Origin of the sequence: Frateuria sp. (assembly GCF_035944355.1) — a bacterium.
In the GTDB taxonomy this organism is placed as follows: Bacteria; Pseudomonadota; Gammaproteobacteria; order Xanthomonadales; family Rhodanobacteraceae; genus Frateuria_A.
This window is the reverse complement of the sequence record NZ_DASZBH010000008.1, coordinates 300,999-322,673: the sequence shown is the minus strand read 5'-3', so window position 1 is coordinate 322,673 and position 21,675 is coordinate 300,999. Positions and strand designations below refer to the sequence as shown.

The 21,675-nt window shown below is 69.1% G+C and carries 14 protein-coding genes, 1 tRNA gene and 2 riboswitches; of the genes, 6 read left to right on the top strand and 9 right to left on the bottom strand.

Going from position 1 to position 21,675, the window contains the following annotated elements; translation table 11 throughout:
* Positions 1–2: 2 nt before the first annotated feature.
* Together pstB and phoU are read left to right on the top strand one after the other, a co-directional pair.
* Positions 3–806, top strand: a complete 804-nt coding sequence (pstB, locus tag VGU03_RS06255; RefSeq protein WP_414655940.1) for a phosphate ABC transporter ATP-binding protein PstB — start codon at positions 3–5, stop codon at positions 804–806.
* Positions 807–920: 114 nt separating this feature from the next.
* Complete coding sequence (gene phoU / locus VGU03_RS06250) at positions 921–1,640, top strand: phosphate signaling complex protein PhoU (RefSeq protein WP_327479447.1); 720 nt, start codon at positions 921–923, stop codon at positions 1,638–1,640.
* 133 nt (positions 1,641–1,773) lie between these two features.
* Here the strand turns inward: phoU and VGU03_RS06245 are convergent, their stop codons facing one another.
* The 3 genes from VGU03_RS06245 to rnr are packed head-to-tail and all read right to left on the bottom strand — an operon-like array spanning position 1,774 to position 5,593.
* Positions 1,774–2,043 carry a CBU_0592 family membrane protein gene (locus VGU03_RS06245; protein ID WP_327479445.1) on the bottom strand — a complete coding sequence of 90 codons (270 nt, stop codon included), beginning with the start codon at positions 2,041–2,043 and terminating at the stop codon, positions 1,774–1,776.
* Positions 2,040–2,789 (bottom strand): 23S rRNA (guanosine(2251)-2'-O)-methyltransferase RlmB, encoded by a 750-nt coding sequence (gene rlmB, locus VGU03_RS06240; protein WP_327479443.1) that lies wholly within the window; start codon positions 2,787–2,789, stop codon positions 2,040–2,042. The genes VGU03_RS06245 and rlmB overlap by 4 nt, the downstream gene beginning before the upstream one ends.
* Positions 2,786–5,593, bottom strand: coding sequence for a ribonuclease R (gene rnr / locus VGU03_RS06235; RefSeq protein WP_414655939.1), 2,808 nt, complete (start codon positions 5,591–5,593; stop codon positions 2,786–2,788). Before rnr ends, rlmB begins: the two co-directional genes overlap by 4 nt.
* A gap of 137 nt (positions 5,594–5,730) precedes the next feature.
* On the opposite strand from rnr, the gene VGU03_RS06230 reads away from it, so the two are divergent.
* Positions 5,731–5,815, top strand: a tRNA-Leu gene (locus tag VGU03_RS06230).
* Between the two features lie 96 nt (positions 5,816–5,911).
* Here VGU03_RS06230 and VGU03_RS06225 read toward each other — a convergent pair.
* On the bottom strand, positions 5,912–6,331 hold the full coding sequence (locus tag VGU03_RS06225; RefSeq protein WP_327479441.1) for a VOC family protein: 420 nt from the start codon (positions 6,329–6,331) through the stop codon (positions 5,912–5,914).
* 121 nt (positions 6,332–6,452) lie between these two features.
* Positions 6,453–6,538, top strand: a riboswitch (glycine riboswitch).
* 1 nt (position 6,539) lies between these two features.
* Positions 6,540–6,621, top strand: a riboswitch (glycine riboswitch).
* Between the two features lie 44 nt (positions 6,622–6,665).
* On the opposite strand from VGU03_RS06225, the gene gcvP reads away from it, so the two are divergent.
* The 3 genes from gcvP (at position 6,666) to VGU03_RS06210 (ending at position 13,957) form a co-directional block, all read left to right on the top strand.
* Positions 6,666–9,554: an aminomethyl-transferring glycine dehydrogenase gene (gene gcvP / locus VGU03_RS06220; protein ID WP_327479439.1), complete on the top strand. Its 2,889-nt coding sequence runs from the start codon at positions 6,666–6,668 to the stop codon at positions 9,552–9,554.
* Between the two features lie 229 nt (positions 9,555–9,783).
* Entirely contained in the window at positions 9,784–11,316 is a 1,533-nt protein-coding gene (locus tag VGU03_RS06215; RefSeq protein WP_327479437.1) for a ShlB/FhaC/HecB family hemolysin secretion/activation protein, read from the top strand.
* Positions 11,317–11,461: 145 nt separating this feature from the next.
* A complete protein-coding gene (locus VGU03_RS06210; RefSeq protein ID WP_327479435.1) occupies positions 11,462–13,957 on the top strand; it encodes a filamentous hemagglutinin N-terminal domain-containing protein in 2,496 nt (831 codons plus the stop codon).
* Here VGU03_RS06210 and VGU03_RS06205 read toward each other — a convergent pair.
* The 5 genes from VGU03_RS06205 to kdpB all read right to left on the bottom strand — a co-directional run bounded on the left by VGU03_RS06205 (position 13,954) and on the right by kdpB (position 21,674).
* Entirely contained in the window at positions 13,954–14,691 is a 738-nt protein-coding gene (locus tag VGU03_RS06205; protein ID WP_327479433.1) for a response regulator transcription factor, read from the bottom strand. The two genes, VGU03_RS06210 and VGU03_RS06205, sit on opposite strands and share 4 nt — an antisense overlap.
* Complete coding sequence (locus tag VGU03_RS06200; protein WP_414655943.1) at positions 14,688–17,351, bottom strand: ATP-binding protein; 2,664 nt, start codon at positions 17,349–17,351, stop codon at positions 14,688–14,690. Before VGU03_RS06200 ends, VGU03_RS06205 begins: the two co-directional genes overlap by 4 nt.
* Positions 17,352–17,486: 135 nt before the next feature.
* On the bottom strand, positions 17,487–18,065 hold the full coding sequence (gene kdpC / locus VGU03_RS06195; RefSeq protein WP_327479429.1) for a potassium-transporting ATPase subunit KdpC: 579 nt from the start codon (positions 18,063–18,065) through the stop codon (positions 17,487–17,489).
* A 10-nt stretch (positions 18,066–18,075) separates the two neighbouring features.
* Positions 18,076–19,542, bottom strand: coding sequence for an outer membrane beta-barrel protein (locus VGU03_RS06190; protein WP_327479428.1), 1,467 nt, complete (start codon positions 19,540–19,542; stop codon positions 18,076–18,078).
* Positions 19,543–19,601: 59 nt separating this feature from the next.
* Positions 19,602–21,674, bottom strand: a complete 2,073-nt coding sequence (kdpB, locus tag VGU03_RS06185) for a potassium-transporting ATPase subunit KdpB (RefSeq protein ID WP_327479426.1) — start codon at positions 21,672–21,674, stop codon at positions 19,602–19,604.
* Position 21,675 lies beyond the last annotated feature (1 nt).

The window sequence follows — 21,675 nt, the reverse complement described above, 5'->3', positions numbered from 1 at the left end:
CCATGAATGCAGCCGCCCTTGCCCTGGCGCCGTCGATGGCCCCGCCCGCCACCGAGCCCAAGCTCAAGGTGCGCGACCTGCATTTCCACTACGACGGTTTCCATGCGCTCAAGGGCATCGGCATGGACGTGCCCGAGCGACAGGTGACCGCGATCATCGGCCCCTCCGGCTGCGGCAAGTCCACGCTGCTGCGCGTGTTCAACCGCATCTACGCGATCTACCCCAAGATGAAGGCCACCGGCTCGATCGAGCTGGACGGCGAGAACATCCTCGACCCGGGCTACTCGCTCAACCGCCTGCGCAGCAAGGTCGGCATGGTGTTCCAGAAGCCGGTGCCGTTCCCGATGACCATCTTCGAGAACGTGGCCTACGGCATCCGCCACCACGAGCGCCTGTCCAAGGCGGACATGGAGGCCCGCGTGGAGCAGGCGCTTAGCGGCGCGGCGCTGTGGGACGAGGTGAAGGACAAGCTCAAGCAGAACGCGCTGGGGCTCTCCGGCGGCCAGCAGCAGCGCCTGTGCATCGCCCGCGCGATCGCGCTCAAGCCCGAGGTGCTGCTGCTGGACGAGCCCACCTCCGCGCTCGACCCGATCGCCACCGGGCGCATCGAGCAGCTGATCGAGGAGCTCAAGAGCCAGTTCACCATGGTGATCGTCACCCACAACATGCAGCAGGCGGCGCGCGTGTCCGACCGCACCGCCTTCATGTACCTGGGCGAGCTGATCGAGTTCGACGACACCGAGAAGATCTTCACCAAGCCGAGCAAGAAGCAGACCGAGGACTACATCACGGGGCGGTTCGGGTAAGCGTCGATGGGAGATTCGGGAGTGGGGATTCGAAAAGCCGCTCTCCCGCAAGCCCACACCGACTACCGACTACCGATCTCCGATCCGCAATCTCCAATCCGAATCCCGAATCCCATGAGCGCCAAAGACCACATCATCAAGAGCTACGACGGCGAACTGGCACGCCTGACCCGCGAAATCGTTCGCATGGGCGAACTGGCGGCGACGCAGCTGGAAGCAGCCATCGACGTGGTCGAGCGGCGTGACGACCGCGCTGCACAACGCGTGGTCGCCAACGACGAAGCCATCGATGCGCTGGAGCACGAGATCAGCCATGACGTGGTGCGCCTGCTGGCACTGCGCGCGCCGATGGCCGGCGACCTGCGCAACGTGTTCGCGGCGCTGCGCATCGCCTCGGACATCGAACGCATGGGCGACTACGCGGCCAACGTGGCCAAGCGCTCGATCCCGCTCTCCATGGTCGCACCGGTCGCCCCCACCACCGGGCTGGGCTACCTGGCCAAGCTGGCGGCGGCGGAGGTGCGCGAGGTGCTGGCCGCCTATGCCGAGCAGGACGCCGAACGCGGCTACAACGTATGGAAGAGCGACGCGGAGCTGGACGAGGCCTATACGGGCTACTTCCGCCAACTGCTGACGTACATGATGGAAGACCCGCGCAACATCACGCCCTGCACGCACCTGCTGTTCATGGCCAAGAACATCGAGCGCATCGGCGACCACGCCACCAACATCGCCGAGAACCTGTGGTTCCAGGTGTATGGCGAGCCGCTGGACAAGCAGCGCACCAAACGGGACTTCACGGCGAATCCGGAGATGCCCAAGCTGGGCGACTGACGCCGGGCCGCCCCATCCGCCTGCGGCAACCTTCCCGTGACGGGGGAAGGCCCGAACGCGCGGATCTTGGTCCCCGAAGGAGCGAGCGCCACGGAGGCGCGAGTAAGGACGGAGGGCAGGCCTTGCGGGCTACCTACACGTCCTGCCGCGTCGCCCGTCGCTTCGTGCCGCGCACGATGCCGAAGATGCCGATCGCCATCCACGCCACCTCCAGCGCGAACGCCGAGACGTTGAAGCTGCCGAACAGCAGCGAGAGCGTCACGCCGAAGGCACCGAGCACGTTCATCAACTGGTAGGTCAGCCCATTGCCGTGCAGCCGGTGCGCCTGCAGCAGCAGGAACGCCAGCAGCACCAGCAGCACGCCGATGAAGCCGGCCCAGTCGTACCAGAACAGGTGGCTCATCGCTTCTCCCGTTGGCGCAGCGCCTCGAACAACACCACTCCCGTGGCGACCGAGACGTTCAGGCTTTCCATCGCCCCCGGCATCGGAATCTTCGCCACGAAATCGCACAGCTCGCGGGTGAGCCGCCGCATGCCCTCGCCTTCGCTGCCGAGCACCAGCGCCACCGGGCCGCGGAAGTCGACCTCGTAGACGGATGTCTCAGTATCACCGGCCAGACCGGTGATCCACACGCCGGCGTCCTTCAGCTCGCGCAGCGTGCGCGCCAGGTTGGTCACCGCGACCAGCGGCACGCGGTCCGCGCCGCCGGCCGAGGCGCGGCGCACCACCGGCGTCAGGCCGACTGCGCGGTCCTTCGGCACCACCACCGCGGTCGCCTTGGCCGCCGCCGCCGAGCGCAGGCAGGCGCCGAGGTTGTGCGGGTCGGTCACGCCGTCGAGCACCAGCACCAGCGTTTCCATGCCGTCGCGCTCGATCAGGCCGGCCAGCGCGTCCTCGTGCGTCATCGGCGGCGGCTCGTACAGCGCCACGATGCCCTGGTGGCGCGCCTGCCCGGCGAGCTTGTCCAACTGCTCGCGCGGACGGTGGTGCACCGGGATGTGGCGGGCACGGGCCTGGTCGATCAGCTCCTTGATGCGCGTGTTGCGCTGCGCGGTGGCGATGTCCACCAGCAACTCGCGCACGCGCGAGGCATCGTTGGCCAGCGCACCCTCGACCGGGTTGATGCCGACGATCCAGCTTTCGCTCATGCCTTGCCCTTCGGTTTGCGTTGCCGGCCCGGCCGCTTGGGAGCGGTGGACGCGGCCTCCAGGGCCTTGCGCTTGCCGCCGCTCCTGCCCGGCCCGCTCGGGTTGCTCTTCGCGCGGTCGCCCTTCCGGTTGCCCGCCTGACCGCCGCGGGCCTGGTCGCTCCGGGCGGGCGACCTGAATTCGGGCGGGATTGCCGGCCGGCCGATCGCTTCGGAAGCGGTCTTGGTTGCCCTGCTGCGCAGTTCCGGCAGGCCGGATCCGGACGGAACCGCGGGCCGTCCTGCCGCCTCGGACACTACCTTGGCCTTCCCGCGAAGCGCGCGATTATCGCCCACGGCGGCGCCGGCCGCCGACTCTGACGGCGCCGGCGCGCCGCGCCCGAACACCCGGCCCACCGCCCTCGCCGCGCGTCCGAACATGCCGGGCGGCTTGGCCGCCGGCGCGCCGGACGGCGGCCTGGGTAGCGAATAGCGTTCCCCGCTGGCGCCGTAGTCGTAGGCCTTGCGCGGCGGCTTGGGCGGCGGCGCCTGCTCGCGCCGCGGCACCAGCCGGAAATCGATCTTGCGGTCCTCCAGGCTGGCGCGCAGCACCTGCACGCGCACGTGGTCGCCCAGGCGGAACTGCTCGCCCGTGCGCTCGCCCTTGAGCAGTTTGCGGACGGGATCGAAGTGGTAGTAGTCGTTGGCCAGCTGGCTGATGTGCACCAGGCCTGACACGCGCGACTCGTCCAGCTCCACGAACAGGCCGAACGAAGTGACGCCGGTGATCACGCCGTCGAACTCGCTGCCCACGTGCTTGGACATCCACGCGGTCTTGAAGCGCTCGTCGACATCGCGCTCGGCCTCCTCGGCGCGCCGCTCGCGCTGCGAGCAGTGCACCGCCATCGCCGCCATCTCCGCCGGCGTGTAGACGTAATCCTTGGGCTTGCCGCCGGTCAGCGCGTAGCGGATAGCGCGATGCACCAGCAGGTCCGGATAGCGGCGGATCGGCGAGGTGAAGTGCGCGTAGGCCTCCAGCGACAGGCCGAAGTGCCCGCGGTTCTCCGGCTGGTAGGCGGCCAGGCTCTGCGCGCGCAACAGCACCGACTGGATCAGCTCGCGCTCGGGGCGGTCGTGCACCATGCGCAGGACGTCGGCGAAGTCGCCGGGCGTGACCTCCTCCACCGGCGGCATGCGCAGCTTGAACTCGCGCAGGAACTGCTGCAGATCCTCGTACTTCTCCGCCGGCGGCGGCTCGTGCGCGCGGAACAGCGCCGGGATCTTCTTCTTGCTTAGGAAGGTGGCCGCCTGCACGTTGGCGGCGATCATGCATTCCTCGATCAGCTTGTGCGCGTCGTTGCGCTCGGTGGCGCCCATGGCCTCGACTTCGCCGCGCTGGTCCAGGCGGAACTTCACCTCCGGCGTCTCGAAGTCGATCGCGCCGCGGCGCTTGCGCTGCGCCGCCATGGCCTTGTAAAGCGTGTGCAGGTGTTCGAGCTGGGGCAGCACGTCGGCGACCTGGTCGCGCGCCTCCGGATCGAGCAGGCCCACCGCCTGCCACACGATGTCGTAGGTCAGCCGCGCGTGCGAGCGCATCACCGCGTCGTAGAACTTCGACTTCACCACCTCGCCGTCGGCGTCGACCACCATGTCGCAGACCATGCACAGCCGCTCGACCTTGGGATTGAGCGAGCAGATGCCGTTGGACAGCGTCTCGGGCAGCATCGGCACCACGAAGCCCGGGAAATAGGTGGAGGTGCTGCGCTCGTACGCTTCGCGGTCCAGCGCGCTGCCGACCTTGACGTAGTGCGAGACGTCCGCGATCGCCACCACCAGCCGCCAGCCGCCGCCGCGGCGCGGCTCGGCATACACCGCATCGTCGAAGTCGCGCGCGTCGGCGCCGTCGATGGTCACCAGCGGCAGCTTGCGCAGGTCGGTGCGGCCCGCGCGCTCGGCGGCGGTCACTTCCGGTTCGACCTGCGCGGCGTCGCGCAGCACGTCGGCCGGCCATTCGTGCGGCAGGTCGTGGCTGGCGATCGCCATCTCCACCAGCAGCGAGGGCTGCAGGCGCTCACCCAGCACCGAGACGATCCGGCCCAGCGGACCGCGATGCTGGGTCGGCGGGTCGGTGATCTCGGCCACCACGATCTGCCCGGCGCGCGCGCCCTGTTCTTGTCCGGGCGGGATCATCACGTCCAGATGCAGGCGCCGGTCGTCCGGCGAGACCACCGTCACCCCGTTTTCCACCACTACCCGGCCGACCAGCCGCGAGGAGCGGCGCTGCAGCACTTCGGCGATGGCACCCTGGCGACGGCCGCGGCGATCGATGCCGACCACGCTGGCGAGCACGCGGTCGCCGTGCATCACCATCCGCATCTGCTGCGGCGAGAGATACAGGTCGTCGCCACCCTCGTCGGGGCGCAGGAAGCCGTAGCCCTCGGCATTGGCCAGCACCACGCCGGGAATAAGGTCCAGCTTGCGCACCGGTGCGTAGTCGCCACGGCGGCCCTGCAGCAACTGCCCATCGCGGACCATCGCACCCAGACGCTTGCGCAGGGCGCTGATGTCCTGCTCGTCGTGCAACTCCAGCCCTTCGGCGATGCGCGCCTCGCTGAGCATCTCGCCGCGCTCGTCCAGCAGCGCAAGGATCGCCTCGCGGCTGGGGATCGGCCGCTCATAGCGCTGGGCCTCGCGCTCGGCGAACGGATCGCGCCCGCCTCTGGGCGTCGCGGCGGTCGGCGGTGCGCGGCGCGCGCGCGGTTTGGGCGCGCGGGTGTCGCGGGTATCGCCGCCCTTGCCGGTGCGGGATGTCTTCTTTCGGGTCACGTAGTGTCCTTGTGTCTTGAGCGCCGCGCAGCATGCCGCGCATCGCGATGAATTTCCTATCAACGAAGTGTTGACAAGCTTGGGGGAGGTGCCTACTCTACGCGGCTCGCGCAGCCCGAATGGCTCGCGCGACACCTGCCCAGGTGGCGGAATTGGTAGACGCACTAGTTTCAGGTACTAGCGGGTAAAACCGTGGAGGTTCGAGTCCTCTCCTGGGCACCAATTGTAGATGAAGCCCGCCGCAAGGCGGGCTTTTTCATTTCCACTTTCACGCACGAGCTTCCCGCTTCTGCTCCCTCTTCCCAAAGAGGAGAGGGCTCAGACTGCGGCGACCGGCGGGCCTTTGAGCTCCACCATGTTGCCCTGCGGGTCATAGCAGTAGATCGACGGCCCTTCGCCCTGCGCGCCGTAGCGCGATCCGATGTCGCCCATGCGCACGCCGTGCGCCTTAAGGTGCGCGACGATGGCCGCCTCGTCGTAGCCTTCCACGCTCAGGCACAGGTGGTCCATGTTGTGCCCCTCCCTGCCCGGCCCCGCGCCGCCCAGGCGGCCGAGCTTGCCATCCAGCGGCACCAGGTCGATCAGCGAGGCGCCGGCACGCAGCTGCACCAGGCCGATGGCGTCCTGCCGCCGCTCCTCGGTACAGCCGAGCACGCCGCAATAGAACGCCTGCATCGCCGCAAGATCGTGCACGCGCAGTACCACATGGTCGATCTGCTGCAGCCGGAACGGGGGCATCGGGATGCTCCGCAGGGATGGGAGAACGCCATCGTACAGGCGCCAGCCAGCGGGGCGGCCCCGGCTTTCGCGTCAAGCCGAACCGCACTGCGGACCGGTGGGCACCTGTATAATCGACCCTTCGCACGCGGCGGGAGAAGCGGGGAACAGCCCGCTGCCGAAGACGCAACGCCCGTAATCGCTCAGGCCCGATACCGCCGCGTGCAGACACTCTGGAGAGACCGGTTCAATCCGGCGCCGAAGGGGCACGAAGCAGTAGCTTCCAAACTCTCAGGCAAAAGGACAGAGGGGCGCCCCGCGTGCGGCACGCACGCGATGCTTTCGGACGCCCGTCATGAGCCAGACCAAGAACCCCACGCTGCGCGACCTGGAACACCACGACGCCTTCATTGCGCGCCACATCGGCCCCAACGACGCCGAGATCGCGCAGATGCTGCGCACGATCGGCTACGACTCGCTGGACGCGATGACCGACGCGATCGTGCCGGGCAAGATCAAGTCCTCCCGCCCGCTCGACCTGCCGCCCGCCATGAGCGAGGTCGACGCGCTGACCAAGATCCGCGCCATCGCCGACAAGAACCAGGTGTTCCGCAGCTTCATCGGCCAGGGCTACTACGGCACGCACACGCCCAACGTCATCCTGCGCAACATCCTGGAAAACCCGGCCTGGTACACGGCCTATACGCCCTACCAGGCGGAGATCTCGCAGGGCCGCATGGAGGCGCTGATCAACTTCCAGACCATGTGCGCCGACCTGACCGGCATGGAGATCGCCAACGCTTCGCTGCTGGACGAGGCTACCGCGGCGGCCGAGGCGATGACGCTGGCCAAGCGCTCGGGCAAGTCCAAGTCCAACGTGTTCTTCGTTTCCGAGCGCGTGCATCCGCAGACGCTCGAAGTGATCGCAACCCGCGCCGAGGCGATGGGCATCGAACTGCACGTGGGCAATGACCAGGACGCGGCCAGCGTCGACAGCTACGGCGTGCTGCTGCAGTACCCCGACACCTTCGGCCACATCGGCGACTACAAGGCGCTGGCCGATGCGGTGCACGCGCGCGGCGGCATCGTCTGCGTGGCTACCGACCTGCTGGCGCTCACCCTGATCGCCGCGCCCGGCGACTGGGGCGCGGACATCGTGGTCGGCAACACCCAGCGCTTCGGCGTGCCGTACGGCTTCGGCGGCCCGCACGCGGCGTTCATGGCCTGCCGCGATGCCTACAAGCGCTCGATGCCCGGCCGCCTGATCGGCGTCTCCATCGACACCGAGGGCAAGAAGGCCTACCGCCTTACCCTGCAGACGCGCGAGCAGCACATCCGCCGCGAGAAGGCCACCTCCAACATCTGCACCGCCCAGGTGCTGCTGGCGGTGATGGCGAGCATGTACGCCGTCTACCACGGTCCCGAGGGGCTGACCCGCATCGCGCGCCGCGTGCACCGCCTGGCCGCGATCCTGGCCGCCGCGCTGCGCCAGGCCGCAGTGGAGGTGGGCGACGGGTTCTTCGACACGCTGCACGTCACCGGCGTCGACGCCAAGGCCGTCCTGGCCAAGGCCGAGGCGGCGCACATCAACCTGCGTCGCGTCGACGAGGCGAGCGTCTGCATCAGCCTGGACGAAACCACCACCCGCGACGACGTCGTGGCGCTGGCGGGCCTGTTCGGCGCCAAGGCGGACGTCGATGCGCTCGATGCCGTCTGCCAGGACGCGCTGCCGGTCAAGCTGCTGCGCCGGAGCGCCTTCCTCACCCATCCGGTGTTCAACAGCCACCACAGCGAGCACGAACTGCTGCGCTACATGCGCGCGCTGGCGGACAAGGACCTGGCGATGGACCGCACGATGATCCCGCTGGGCTCGTGCACCATGAAGCTCAACGCCACCGCCGAGATGATCCCGGTGACCTGGCCCGAGTTCGGCCAGATCCATCCGCTGGCGCCGGCCTCGCAGACCCGGGGCTACAAGGAGCTGATCGACGGCCTGGAAGCGATGCTGGTGGAGTGCACCGGCTATGACGCGGTGAGCCTGCAGCCCAACTCCGGCGCGCAGGGCGAATACGCCGGCCTGCTCGCGATCCGCGCCTACCACCGCTCGCGCGGCGAAGGCCACCGCGACATCTGCCTGATCCCCGAATCGGCCCACGGCACCAACCCGGCCTCCGCGCAGATGTGCGGCATGCAGGTGGTGGTGACCAGGTGCGACGCCAACGGCAACGTGGACGTGGAAGACATCCGCCGCAACGCGGAGAAGTATTCCGACCGCCTCGCCGCGCTGATGATCACCTACCCCTCCACGCACGGCGTGTTCGAGGAGGACGTGGTCGCCATCTGCGACATCGTCCACCAGCACGGCGGCCAGGTTTACACCGACGGCGCCAACATGAACGCGCTGGTGGGCGTGGCCAAGCCCGGCAAGTGGGGCTCGGACGTGTCGCATCTGAACCTGCACAAGACCTTCTGCATCCCGCACGGCGGCGGCGGCCCCGGCGTGGGCCCGTGCGCCGTCAAGTCGCACCTGGCCCCCTTTCTGCCTGGAAAGCTGGCCGAGGACAGCCCGGTCGGCATGGTGGCGGCCGCCAATTTCGGCAGTGCGAGCATCCTGCCGATCAGCTGGATGTACATCACGCTGATGGGCCGCGAAGGCCTGCGCCGCGCCACCCAGGTCGCGCTGCTCAACGCCAACTACATCGCCAAGCGCCTGGCCGATCATTACGAGACGCTCTACACCGGCCGCAACGGGCTGGTGGCGCACGAGTGCATCCTGGACCTGCGCCCGCTCAAAGACAGCACCGGCATCAGCGCCGAGGACGTGGCCAAGCGCCTGATCGACTTCGGCTTCCACGCTCCGACGCTGAGCTTCCCGGTCGCCGGCACGCTGATGGTCGAGCCGACCGAGAGCGAATCGCAGCAGGAGCTGGACCGCTTCATCGACGCGATGATCCAGATCCGCGACGAGATCCGCGCGGTGGAAGACGGCCGCCTGGACCGCGAGGACAACCCGCTCAAGCATGCCCCGCACACCGCCACCCAGGTGTCGGCCAGCGAGTGGACCCACGCCTACCCGCGCGAACTGGCCGCCTTCCCGCTGCCCAGCCTGAAGCTGCAGAAGTACTGGTCGCCGGTGGCCCGGGTGGACAACATCTACGGGGACAAGAACGTGTTCTGCAGCTGCGTGCCGATCAACGACTTCAAGGAAGACATCGAGGCTTTCAGCGAACCGAACGTCTCCTGATCCACCGGTCATCTGGACAGCAAGAGCCCCGCCGATGCGGGGCTCTTGCGTTTTGAAGCCTCGCCGCGTTCACGCCATGGCGACACGCCAAAACCGTGCGCAAGCGGCGCGGCTGCGGCACATGGCGCCGCGCCTCTACGCGTTTTGCACACATGTCGGCTGGCTAAATCCGCGCCTCGCCGGTGTCACGGACATTCCGGCCCCCACGAAACGGACCACCGGAGCTTCCATGTTCGCGATGCCTGCCCTTCCCGCCCACGTTCCTGCGTCCGCCGAGCTTGCGGCGCGACAGGCTCCGCTGGCGCTGCAGAGCCACGGCTACCGCTACACGGTCGATGGCAACACCTTGCTCGGCGACGCCGAGATCCGTTCCGTACTGCTTGCTGCCGACACGCCGGAAGCGGCCGTCGCCGCGCTCAGGCGTGCGTATACGGACAAGGGCTACTTTCTGGTGGCGGTGGTCGCCGGCGTGCAGGGGCACGAGGTACGGATCGGAGTAACGCAGGGGCGGCTCGCGCACGTGGAGGGGCCGCCGGAACTGGCGGCCTACTTCGACGGCCTGATCGGCCGCGATACGCTGCGCACGCCGGAAGTGGTGCGTCGCAGCTTGCTGGCGCAGGCCGATGCCGCCACCAACGGCGAGCAGCCCAAGATCAGCTTCGAGCCGGCCACCGAGCACGGCGCGAGTACGCTGCGCATCGACGCCACGCCGCTCAAGGACAGCCATGCCGCCAGCGGCAGCGTGACGGTCGGCAACCTCGGCAACCGCTATGCGGGGCACGACCTGGCGCAGGTGCAGGGCCAACTGCAGGGCCACGGCTATACGCTGCAGGCCACCCACACCCGCGCCCTGACCGGCATCGACCAGGACAGCCGCGGCGCCTACTACGCGGCGACCGGCGCGACCCTCTCCAAGGTCACGCCGGCCGGCTGGTTCCAGCTCGACGGCAGCACTACCCGCTACCGCCTGGGCGTCGCCTTCGCACCGCTGGATCCGGGCGGCACGGTGAAGGTGTACGGCGCCGGCGCCACGCAGCTGCTGTTCGCCGACGATACGCGCCGCTGGACGCTGGCCGAGGGTCTGCATCGCGTCCGCGATCGCCAGACCGTATTCGACGGCGCCTTCGCATTGCGCGATCAACGCTACGACGTGTTCGACCTGGGCACGCAAGCCTCCTGGCGCATGGGCGGACTTGCCGGCCGCAACGCGACGATCAACCTCGGCGGCGGGCTGAAGTTCGGTGGCCTGGGCTCGAGCCGGGGCCTCGGCGGCGGTCCCGGCACCGCCGCCGAACACTTCACCATCTACACCGCGCGCGCCGGCGTGGAGCAGGCGCTGGCGGGTGGCTACACCGTGCAGTTGGACCTCGGTGCGCAGACCTCGCCCAAGACCCTGCCGTCCTACGAGCAATGGGTGCTCGGCGGCTGGAACGCGCTGTCCGCCTGGCTGCCCGGCACGCTGGTGGGCGACCGCGGCTACCAGGGCCGCCTCACCTTGCAGGCGCCGGCGTGGCGACTGGGCGCATTGAAGCTGCAACCGGCCGTGTTCGCCGAACATGGCGCGGCGCGCTATCACGTCGACGCCGGCCAGGGCTGGCAGCGGCTCAGCGATGCCGGCGCCAGCGTCGGACTGGACCTGCCTGGCCTGGGCGCCCATGCCCTGCTCGCCTACGCCCATCCGCTGGACAGCTCGCGCGTGTCGCCCGAACAGCGCCGGCGGCAGCGGGCGCATGCGTTCTTCTATCTGCAACTGGGGATCTGACCGCGCGGCACTTCACGCCGCCACGACAAGAAAATTGTGCGGCCACCCGGGTCCGCGCCACTCACGAGTCCGCTACGAACGCATGCGTAGCCTGCCGCGCGCAGTACCCACAACACCCACCCAACTTCATTCGAGGGTTTCCTTCATGCACAGGATCAATGGCTTTACTGTGGCCGCCTTGGCCGCTGCGGTTTCGCTTGCCCTCGCCTCCTCGCCGGCCCGCGCCAATGTGAGCCAGGGCCAGATGCCAGGCCAGGGCACCATCGTCAGCGGCCACGTGTCGGCAGGAACGGCCGGCGTCGGCACGCAGACCATCGTGATCGGCAACGCCAGCGACACGTCCGGCGCCAATGCCGTGATCAATTGGGGTTCGGGCGGCCCCATCAATCCGACGAGCCCCGCGGGCTTCAACCTGGGCCCTGGTTCGCAGCTGACCTTCAACGACGGTACCGGCGGCCACGGCGCCGCCGTACTCAACATCGACAGCAGCGGCAATCCCTCGCAGATCTACGGCCAGCTGGTCGGCAACGGCACCAGCATCTTCGTGGCCAATGCCAACGGCATCATCGTCGGCGCCGGCGCGAAGATCTCCTCCACCGCGAGCGTGGGCCTGATCGGCAACACCACGCTGTCGGGTACGGGCAGCGATTTCGGCGGCACCGCCGGCTCGATCGCCTATACCGGCACGGGCGGCGACGTCACCGTGCTCAAGGGCGCCAGCATCAGCGGCACCAGCGTGCTGATCGCCGGCGGCGGCAACGTCAACGTGGACCTCAGCGCGTTCACCGGCACCAGCGGCGGCACCAGCCTGAGCGCGGGCCTGGCCTCGTCCAACGCGGGCGCTGCCGGCGTGAACAACGCCAACGCATCGTTGACCACCAGCGGCGCCATGCCTTCCGGCCGCACCCTCGGCGGCTTCGGCTCGGGCGGCTCCGCCCTGAACACCGGCACGCTGGTGCTGGGCAACTACAGCGTGGCCGGACTGTTCACCAACCAGGGCAAGCTGACCATCCCCACCACCAACGGCGCGATGTGGAACCAGGGCACGCTGACCAGCACGGTGTCCACCACCTTCACCTCGCTCACCAACGACGGCACCTTCAACACGCTGCACGGCATCACCGTGCAGGGCGGCGGCAACCTGGTCAACAACGGCACCATCACCGGCGCCCAGCTGATCAACGTGATCGACGGCAGCATCAACAACACCGGCAACATCAGGGGCGTGGTGGGCCTCAGCACTTCCTCGGACAAGAACTGGCAACCAGGCGCGTACTACTCGATCACCAACAGCGGCACGCTCACCAGCTACGGCCAGATGACCATCGACGCCAACCGAGCCAGCCACTACGGCGGCGGCACCAACACGTCCACCGGCAGCATGATCAACACCGGCACGCTGCAGCTGGCGCAGGGCTCCAAGCTGCAGGTCAAGGGCTGGCAGGACGTCTATCTCGGCGGCCAGGTGCAGACCGGCTATGGCAGCAACGCGGCCGACCTCTCGGCAACCAACACCATCGGCCAGCTGGTGAGCTCCTCCGGTGGCTACAACGCCACCGACCCGACCCCGACCTTCAGGACCGACGGCGTGCTGACCCTGGCCACGCCGTTGTACGTGACCGGCGCGATCGTGCACGGCCGCCAGGTGAAGATTCTCAGCAACCTGATGAGTGTTGCCAGCACCGGCGCGCAGTCGGGCAACATCACCATCGTCGGCGGTAGCGAGATGGCCAACGACTACGCGGTCACCGTCGGCAGCGGCGCCACGGTTTCCGCCCATCTGGTCAGCATCAAGGGGCCGACCTACACCGTCCTGCCCACCGACGGCCGCGTGGTCAATCCCAACGTGCTGCTCAACGGCACGCTGTCCGCCGGCTGGATCTACCTGGGCGACTCGGGCCAGCCGCTCAGCAGCGTCTACAGCGGAGCGGGCGGCAACCTGAACTTCACCGGCACCGACCCGCGCCTGACCGTCGCCTTCACCGGCACCGTCGGCGCGCTGCCTTCGGCCGGCACCGACTTCCGCTACGCCTATCTGTCGGCCCGCTCCGTGCGGGCGCCGCTGCAGCTCTCGCTCAAGCCGGTGACCTACAACAAGGCCGCCGGCTCGGTGAACCTGCTGGTCAACGGCAGTGTCCTGCTGGTGCCGCCGGGCTACACCAGGTCGCCGGCGATCTACGGCAACGGATCGGCCGCCGTTTCCTCGGGCCTCCCCAACACGCACCTGGTACTACAGGCCTCGGGCAACATCGCCACCGGCACGAACAACTTCTACTGGCCCGGCTATGTCTATCTCGGCACCGTAGGCAAGAACGCTGACGGCACGGCCGCGCCGGCGACGCTGGGCAACGGCACCATCACGCTGGGCGGCAACTTCAGCAACGTGCTGCCGGGCAGCACGGCCAGCGACGGCGGCATCGAATTCATCACCGCCAACGCGCTCAACCTGGGCGGCCACACCGTCACCACCAACGCCAACAGTCCGATCAGCTTCGGCTCCGGCGCGCTGAGCCAGCAGTACACCAGCGGCGCGCTGGGCGCGGGGTCCTTCTACGGCGGCCAGCAGAACGGCAGCAAGGTGGTCTACGCCGCGCTCGATCCGTCGATGTACCAGACCGATACGCCGCCGGCGGCGAACTAGGCGCCCTGGTCCGGGCGATGCCGGCCGTCACCGCGGCCGGCGTCGCCCTCCAGGAAGCGGTAGCCCACTCCCGGCTCGGTCTTCAGCCAGCGCGGCGCGGCCGGGTCGTCGCCCAGTTTCTGGCGCAGCTTGGCGACGACGATGCGCAGGTAGTGCGTGTCCTGCACGTGGGTCGCGCCCCAGATGTCGCGCAGCAACTGCTGCTGGCTCACCACGCGGCCTGAATAGCGCAGCAGCATCGACAGCACGGCGTACTCCTTGCGGGTCAGCGCGACCGGCTGGCCGTCCAGGCTGACCTCGCGGCGCAGCAGGTCCACCGCGAGGCGGCCGTCGTCGTAGTGCGGCGCGCGCTCGGCGGAAGCCCCGACACGGCCCCGCAGCAGCGCGCGCAGGCGCGCCATCAGCTCCTGGATGCCGAACGGCTTGGTCATGTAGTCGTTGGCGCCGGCATCGAGCGCGCGCACCTTCTCGTGTTCCGCCTCGCGCACGGAAAGCATCAGCACCGGCACCTGGCTCCACTGGCGCAGCTCGGCGAGCACCTCGTGGCCCTCGCGGTCGGGCAGGCCCAGGTCCAGGATCACCACGTCCGGCGGGTGCGTGGCCGCCAGCGCCAGGCCTTCGGCGGCGGTGGCCGCGAGCGATACCTGGTAGCCCTCGGCGCGCAGGCCGATGTCGAGGAAGCGGCGGATCTGCACCTCGTCGTCGATCACCAGTACACGCGGCGCGTTGCTCATGGGTCGGTATCGGGCGCAGGTGGCAGCGGCAGGGAGACGCGGATGGTCGTGCCTGCGCCCTGGCCGGGCAAGGCTTCCACGCTGCCGCCGTGGGCGCCGACCATGCCGCGGCAGATCGCCAGGCCCAGGCCGGTGCCCTGTGGCGCGCGGTCGCCGCGCGCCACCGAGTAGAACATGTCGAAGATGCGGGCGCGCTCTTCCTCGGGAATGCCGGGGCCCTGGTCCACCACGTCGATCAGCAGCTGTCCGCCCACGCGGCGCACGCTGACACGGACCGGCGCGCCGGGCGGCGAGAACCGCGCGGCGTTCTCCAGGATGTTGAACAGGGCCTGCTCCACCAGCGCCGGATGCACGTACAGCAGCACGGTGTCCTCGGGACCGGCGATGTCCACCGTCACGCCGGGGAACAGCTTGCGCAGGCGCGCGACCGCCGCACCCACGATCTCGCCCGCGTCGACCCAGTCGCGGTTGAGCTTGAGCGTGCCGTGGCCCAGGCGGGTCATGTCCAGGAGATTCTGGATGTAGCGGTCCAGGCGCTGGCCCTCGGCCAGGATCGCCTCCAGCAGCTGGCGCCGCTCCTCGCGCGGCAGCTGCTCGTCGTAGCTGGCCAGCGTGCCGGCCGAACCGATCATGGAGGCCAGCGGCGAGCGCAGGTCGTGGGATACGGACGAAAGCAGCGCGCTGCGCAGCCGCTCGGTCTCGCCCTGCACGCGGGCACCTTCCAGCGCCTCGGCCAGCCGCGCGCGTTCGAGCGCGAAGCCGATGTCCTGCGCCATCGCCAGGGCCAGGCTGCGCTGGTCCGGGTCAGGCTCGCCCGCGCCGTGGTCGAAGCGCAGTGCCGCCACGCCCAGCGGGTTGTCCTCGCCGCCCAGCGGCAAGGTCCAGCAACTGGCTGCGTTGATGGTGTCGGTGTAGCGCCCGGCCGGCTGCGCGTGCCGATCGCTCCAATCGGCCGCCGCCAGGTCCCGCGGGGACAATTCCAGTCCCGGCGGCGACGACGCGGCCGGCTCCAGCTGTTGGGACGGCCCGCGAGCCAGGATGGCGGCGCGCACGCCCAGCGCCCGCGCCAGCGCCTGTGCGCCCACCTGGCGCACGGCCTGCGCATCGGTGCTGACGGAAAGCTGGTGCCCCAGGTCCAGCAGCGCCCTCGACCGCAGCTGCGCCGCACGCAACGATTCCACCTGGCTCGCCAGCCGCGTCGCCAGCCGCCCGCACACCAGCGCGACGACGAGGAACAGCACGACGGCCAGCAGGTCGTCCGCATTCGCCACCGCCAGCGTGTAGCGCGGCGGGGTGAAGAAGAAGTTGTAGCCGAGGAAGCACAGGATGGCCGTATAGATGGCCACCGCCATGCGGGTGCGCACCGCCACCACCAGTACCGCCGTGAGGAAGATCAGCGACAGGTTGGCGACCGAGAGGAAGCGGTCGCCCACGAAGGCCAGCGCGAAGGCCACCAGCGTCGCCAGCGTGGCGAACACGTACTGGCGGCGGCCGCCCCACCAGCCGCCGGATGCCAGCCAGCGGCGGGCCCGCGCGCGCTCCATCGGCGTGGCGACGATGGCCAGTTCAAGGTGCGCGCCCCGGCGCAACAGTTGCTGGGTCAGGGAACGCCCGAGCATGCGCGCGAGCGGCCGCTCGCGCGTGCGGCCCAGGATGATCTGTCCGACGCCTTCGCGATCGGCGTGGGCCAGCAATTCGTCGGCCACGGCGTAGCCGCGCAGCATGACGGCGTCGCCGCCCAGCCGGCGCGCCAGGCGCATGGCGGACTCCACGCGCTCGCGCCGCACCGCGTCGGCCGCGCCCCCGGTGTCGACGTAGGCGACGCTCCACGGCGCGCCGCGCCGCTCGGCGATGCGCCGGGCGACGCGCACGAGGTATTCGCTCTGCGCATGGCCGTCGATCGCGGCCAGCACGCGCCGTCGCACCGGCATGGTGCTGCCGCGCGCCAGCATCTGCTCGCGCAGATCGCTTTCGACATGGCTGGCGACCGTTTCGACGGCCAATTCGCGCAGGGCCGCCAGATTGCCGGGCGAGAAGAACGCATCCAGCGCGGCCGCCGCGGTTTCGGGAACGTAGACCTTGCCCTGCCGCAGGCGGTCGATCAGTTCGCGCGGCGGCAGGTCGACCAGCATGATGTCGCGCGCGCGGTCCAGGAAGGCGTCGGGCACGGTCTCGCGCACGGTGATGCCGGTGATGCGACGCACCTGGTCATTGAGGCTTTCCAGGTGCTGTACGTTGAGCGCGGTATAGACCTCGATGCCCGCATCGAGCAGTTCGGCGACGTCCTGCCAGCGTCGCCCATGGCGCCCGCCCGGCAGGTTCGTGTGTGCGAGCTCGTCCACCAGCATCACGGCGGGCTTGCGCTCGAGCGCGGCATCCAGATCGAACTCGGCGAACTCGCGCCCGCGATGGCGCACCGCCCGCGGAGGCAGCACTTCCAGCCCTTCCATCAGCGCCGCCGTTTCGGCGCGCCCGTGCGTTTGCGCGAGGCCGACCACCACGTCGACGCCACGCCGCTTGAGCTCGCGCGCCGCCGAAAGCATGGCGTAGGTCTTGCCCACGCCCGGGGCGGCGCCAAGGAACACCTTGAGCCTGCGATGCGCGGCCTCCTGCGTCGTGCCAAGGAGCGCATCCGCGCGCGCTTGCCGCGGGTCGACCAGCGATGGGGCCATCGGGGCCGACGCACTCGGCGCAGTGCCAGTCGGAGCTGGCCCGATCGGAGCTGGGTCAGTAGGAGCTGGGTCAATCGGACGTGGATCGGTCATGCTGCTGCCGCCGACAGGGGACGGCCTACGTTAGCGCGCCTGCAGCCCATCCAGTGCGAGATTGAGCTCCAGCACGTTCACGCGGCGCTCGCCGAAGATGCCCCATTGGCGGCCCGCGGTGTGGGCCGCGACCAGGGCCTGCACCTGGCCCGGCGGCAGGCCGCGCGCCCTGGCCACGCGCGCGACCTGGTATTGCGCTGCCGCGGGACTGATGTCCGGATCCAGGCCACTGGCGGAGGCGGTCACCAGGTCCACCGGTATCGGCGCGGGATTGCCCGGATCGGCCGCACGCAGCTGCCTGATGCGCTGCTGCACCGCCTGCCGCAGCACCGGATTGGCCGGCCCCAGGTTCGAGCCGCCGGAGGACGCGCCGTCGTAGGGACGGGGCTGAGTCGCCGACGGGCGCCCCCAGAAATAGCCGGGCGCCGTGAACGCCTGCCCGAGCAGGGCCGAGCCGACCGGCCTGCCGCCCTTGAGCACCAGGCTGCCGTTGGCCTGTGCGGGAAAGAGCAGCTGCGCGATGCCGGTCACCAGCATCGGATAGATCACGCCGGTGACGAGCGTCATCACCAGCAGCATGGCCAGCGCGTTGCGTAATGTTCTGCCCATGACCGTACCCTCAGAAGTGCACGATGGCATCCACCAGCGCGATGAGCTGGTGTTTCTTCTTGCCGCCGTCGTAGGCATTCGCCTCGTAGGAGCGCTCGTAGCGCAGCTCCGGTCGGATCTCGATATCCGATGAAACCCAGTGCGTGAGCCCCAGCGTATGGCTGCTGTATCGCGTGGCGTAGCCTGTACGCTGGCCTTTGGTGTCGTCGTAGAACTCGTTGCGGAACGACAGCATGTTGCGCGAGTCCATTTCGACGTTGAGGTAATTGACCACGCCGTACTCGGCCGCCTTGCCCGGATAGGGCGAGGAGCCCGGCACACCGGGCTCGCCGCCGGGACCGAAGCCGGCGATGTTGCGGCCATACATGTAGTAGGCCTCGGTCTGCGTGTGCACGTGCGCACTGAAGCGGTGGCCCCAGGTCGCCACGTACATCTGCACGTTGTTGTAGTTGTAATCGAAGGTGTTCCAGCTGTTGAGGCACGGATAAAGCATGTCGTTGCCGCTTGCCGATACCCAGCGCACGCAAGCCTGCAGCGTGGGGCGTGCCGAACGGTTCCAGGGCGCGGTGTCGTTGCCGGCGTTGAGGCCCAGTTGCAGCGTCCACTGCCTTCCCAGCCGCGTGGTGGTCAGGATGCCGGTCTGGGTATATGGATCGACCGTGTACAGGATCGAATGCGTGACCAGGTAGTTCTGCGGCGAGAATTGCGCCTCGATGTCCGGCAACGACAGGTAGCGCCCCACGCGGATCACCATGCCCTGCGCGATCGCCGGCAGGTACAGATCGACGTAGAACAGCATCGGGTCGATACCGTAGACCTTGCCCGGCAAGGGTTGGCTCGGGTCCGGATGGTCCAGCAGCTGGCCGCTGAAGACGCCCTTGGTGACGGTGTAGTGGTAGTCGTAGCCGTACAGCGTGGAAAGGTTGAAGCCCCAATCCACGTGGTCTTGTTGCACGGTGTCTTCGACGCGCGTGATGTTGAACACCAGCTGGTCGAACTCCGCGCGATTGGGGCGCGTCGCATAGGCCAGCGGGTAGTTGCTGAAGCTCGACGAGCTCAGGTTGACCGAAGGGTTGATCCAGCCGTTGACCTCGATGCGCTTGCGCTGCATCCAGGCACCGAGCCGGGTGCACGACAGCGCTTTCTGCAGCGGATATGGGCCATACGCCACCGGCACGCCGATGGGCGCGGCCACGCCGCCGAGCTGCCACTCGCCGTTGGGAAAAGGCGGCGAATCGAGCGGAGAAGCCATCGCCCGGCGCGGCGGTTCGGCCGCGTTCGGATCGGCCGGGCGCGCATCTTCTCGGTAGGCGGCCTGCAGACGCGTCAGGAATCCCTGCGGGCAGCCGAGGTTCCCGGCAGGCGCCGGTGCGCTGCCCTGCAGGCCCGAACCCGACGGTCCGGCCGATGCCAGCGCCGTGCCCGGCAATGCCATCGCGAACAGGACCACAACCGGAAGACTGTTCCTTTGCATCATGGGTCGTTCCTGAGTGTGTATCGGCCGACCGCGGCCATCGCCGCGGCGTCGCAGCCGGATCATGCAAGACCGCCCAGAACCAGCAGCAGGTCGATGAGCTTGATGCCGACGAAGGGCGCGATCACGCCGCCCAGCCCGTAGATCAGCAGGTTCCGCCGCAGCAGCGCGCCGGCACCCAGCGGGCGGTACTTGACGCCCTTCAGCGCCAGCGGGATCAAGGCGACGATGATCAGCGCGTTGAAGATCACCGCCGAGAGAACCGCGCTCTGCGGCGTCGCCAGGCGCATCAGATTGAGCGCGTCCAGCGCGGGATAAGTGGTGGCGAACGCGGCCGGGATGATCGCGAAGTACTTGGCGATGTCGTTGGCGATCGAGAACGTAGTCAACGCGCCACGCGTGATCAGCATCTGCTTGCCGATCTCCACCACTTCGATCAGCTTGGTCGGGTTGGAATCCAGGTCGACCATGTTGCCGGCCTCCTTCGCCGCCTGCGTGCCGGTGTTCATGGCCACCGCGACGTCCGCCTGCGCCAGCGCCGGTGCATCGTTGGTGCCGTCGCCGCACATCGCGACCAGGCGGTTCTCCGCCTGGATCTGGCGGATCAGCTTCAGCTTCGCCTCCGGCGTGGCCTCGGCCAGGAAGTCGTCCACGCCGGCCTCGGCGGCGATGGCCGCCGCGGTGAGCGGGTTGTCGCCGGTGATCATGACGGTCTTGATGCCCATCCTGCGCAGCTGCGCGAAGCGCTCCTTGATGCCGCCCTTGACGATGTCCTTCAGCTCGATGACGCCCAGGCTGGCCGCGCCATCCACCACCACCAGCGGCGTGGCGCCCCGGCGGGCCACCTCTTCGGCCGCGCGCCTGACCGGCGGCAGCAGCTCGCTGCCCTGGGCCTGCAGATGGCGTTCGAGCGCGTCCACCGCGCCCTTGCGGATCTGCCGGCCGCCGGTGTCCACGCCGCTCATCCGGGTCTGTGCGGTGAACGGCACGAACTGCGCCTGCAACGCTTCCAGCGAATGTTCGCGCAGGCCGAAGCGTTCCTTGGCCAGTACCACGATGCTGCGGCCTTCAGGCGTCTCGTCGGCAAGCGAGGCCAGCTGCGCCGCCTCGGCCAGCGCGCGTTCGTCCACGCCCGGCGCCGGGTGGAACGCGACTGCCTGCCGGTTGCCCAGGGTGATCGTGCCGGTCTTGTCCAGCAACAGCACGTCCACGTCACCGGCGGCCTCCACCGCGCGGCCGGAAGTGGCGATCACGTTGGCGCGGATCATCCGGTCCATGCCGGCGATGCCGATCGCCGAGAGCAGCGCGCCGATGGTGGTGGGGATCAGGCACACCAGCAACGCCACCAGCACTGTCAGCGTGATCGGCCGGCCCGCGCCGGAGATGTGCACGCTATAGATCGAGTACGGCAGCAGGGTGGCGCAGGCGAGCAGGAAGATCAGCGTGAACTTGGCCAGCAGGATGGTCAGCGCGATCTCGTTGGGCGTCTTGCGCCGCGAGGCGCCCTCGACCATCGCGATCATGCGGTCCAGGAAGCTCTCGCCCGGGTTGCGGGTGATGCGCACCACCAGCCAGTCCGACAGCACGCGGGTGCCGCCGGTGACCGCGCTGCGGTCGCCGCCCGACTCGCGGATCACCGGCGCCGACTCGCCGGTGATGGCGCTCTCGTCCACGCTGGCCGCGCCTACGACCACCTCCCCGTCGCCCGGAACGACTTCGCCCGCCTCGATCAGCACATGGTGGCCCGTGCGCAGCTCGTTCGACGGCACGTAGCTGGCGAAGGCCGTGCGCTCCGGCGCCGAGAGCTTCCGCGCGAGTACGTCCCGGCGCGAGCTGCGCAAGGCCTGCGCCTGCGCCTTGCCGCGTCCTTCGGCCAGCGCCTCGGCAAAGTTGGCGAACAGCAGGGTGAACCACAACCACAGACCGATCCAGAAGATGAAGGCGGCAGGCGCCTCGCCGCGGCCGGCCAGCGCCTGGCCCCAGAGCAAGGTGGTCAGCACGCTGCACACGTACACCACCAGCATCACCGGGTTGCGCAGCTGCAGCCGCGGCGAAAGCTTGCGAAGCGCGTCGGCGGCAGCCTTCAGGATCATCCCGCGGTCGAAGCTGCGCACGGCGGATGTCTGCGACGTCATG

Coding starts and splice junctions, on each gene's coding strand:
- VGU03_RS06205 (WP_327479433.1), bottom strand. CDS start 14,691: ATGAGCAACGCGCCGCGTGTACTGGTGATCGACGACGAGGTGCAGATC.
- kdpB (WP_327479426.1), bottom strand. CDS start 21,674: ATGACGTCGCAGACATCCGCCGTGCGCAGCTTCGACCGCGGGATGATC.
- VGU03_RS06210 (WP_327479435.1), top strand. CDS start 11,462: ATGCACAGGATCAATGGCTTTACTGTGGCCGCCTTGGCCGCTGCGGTT.
- gcvP (WP_327479439.1), top strand. CDS start 6,666: ATGAGCCAGACCAAGAACCCCACGCTGCGCGACCTGGAACACCACGAC.
- VGU03_RS06245 (WP_327479445.1), bottom strand. CDS start 2,043: ATGAGCCACCTGTTCTGGTACGACTGGGCCGGCTTCATCGGCGTGCTG.
- VGU03_RS06215 (WP_327479437.1), top strand. CDS start 9,784: ATGTTCGCGATGCCTGCCCTTCCCGCCCACGTTCCTGCGTCCGCCGAG.
- pstB (WP_414655940.1), top strand. CDS start 3: ATGAATGCAGCCGCCCTTGCCCTGGCGCCGTCGATGGCCCCGCCCGCC.
- VGU03_RS06190 (WP_327479428.1), bottom strand. CDS start 19,542: ATGATGCAAAGGAACAGTCTTCCGGTTGTGGTCCTGTTCGCGATGGCA.
- phoU (WP_327479447.1), top strand. CDS start 921: ATGAGCGCCAAAGACCACATCATCAAGAGCTACGACGGCGAACTGGCA.
- rlmB (WP_327479443.1), bottom strand. CDS start 2,789: ATGAGCGAAAGCTGGATCGTCGGCATCAACCCGGTCGAGGGTGCGCTG.
- VGU03_RS06225 (WP_327479441.1), bottom strand. CDS start 6,331: ATGCCCCCGTTCCGGCTGCAGCAGATCGACCATGTGGTACTGCGCGTG.
- kdpC (WP_327479429.1), bottom strand. CDS start 18,065: ATGGGCAGAACATTACGCAACGCGCTGGCCATGCTGCTGGTGATGACG.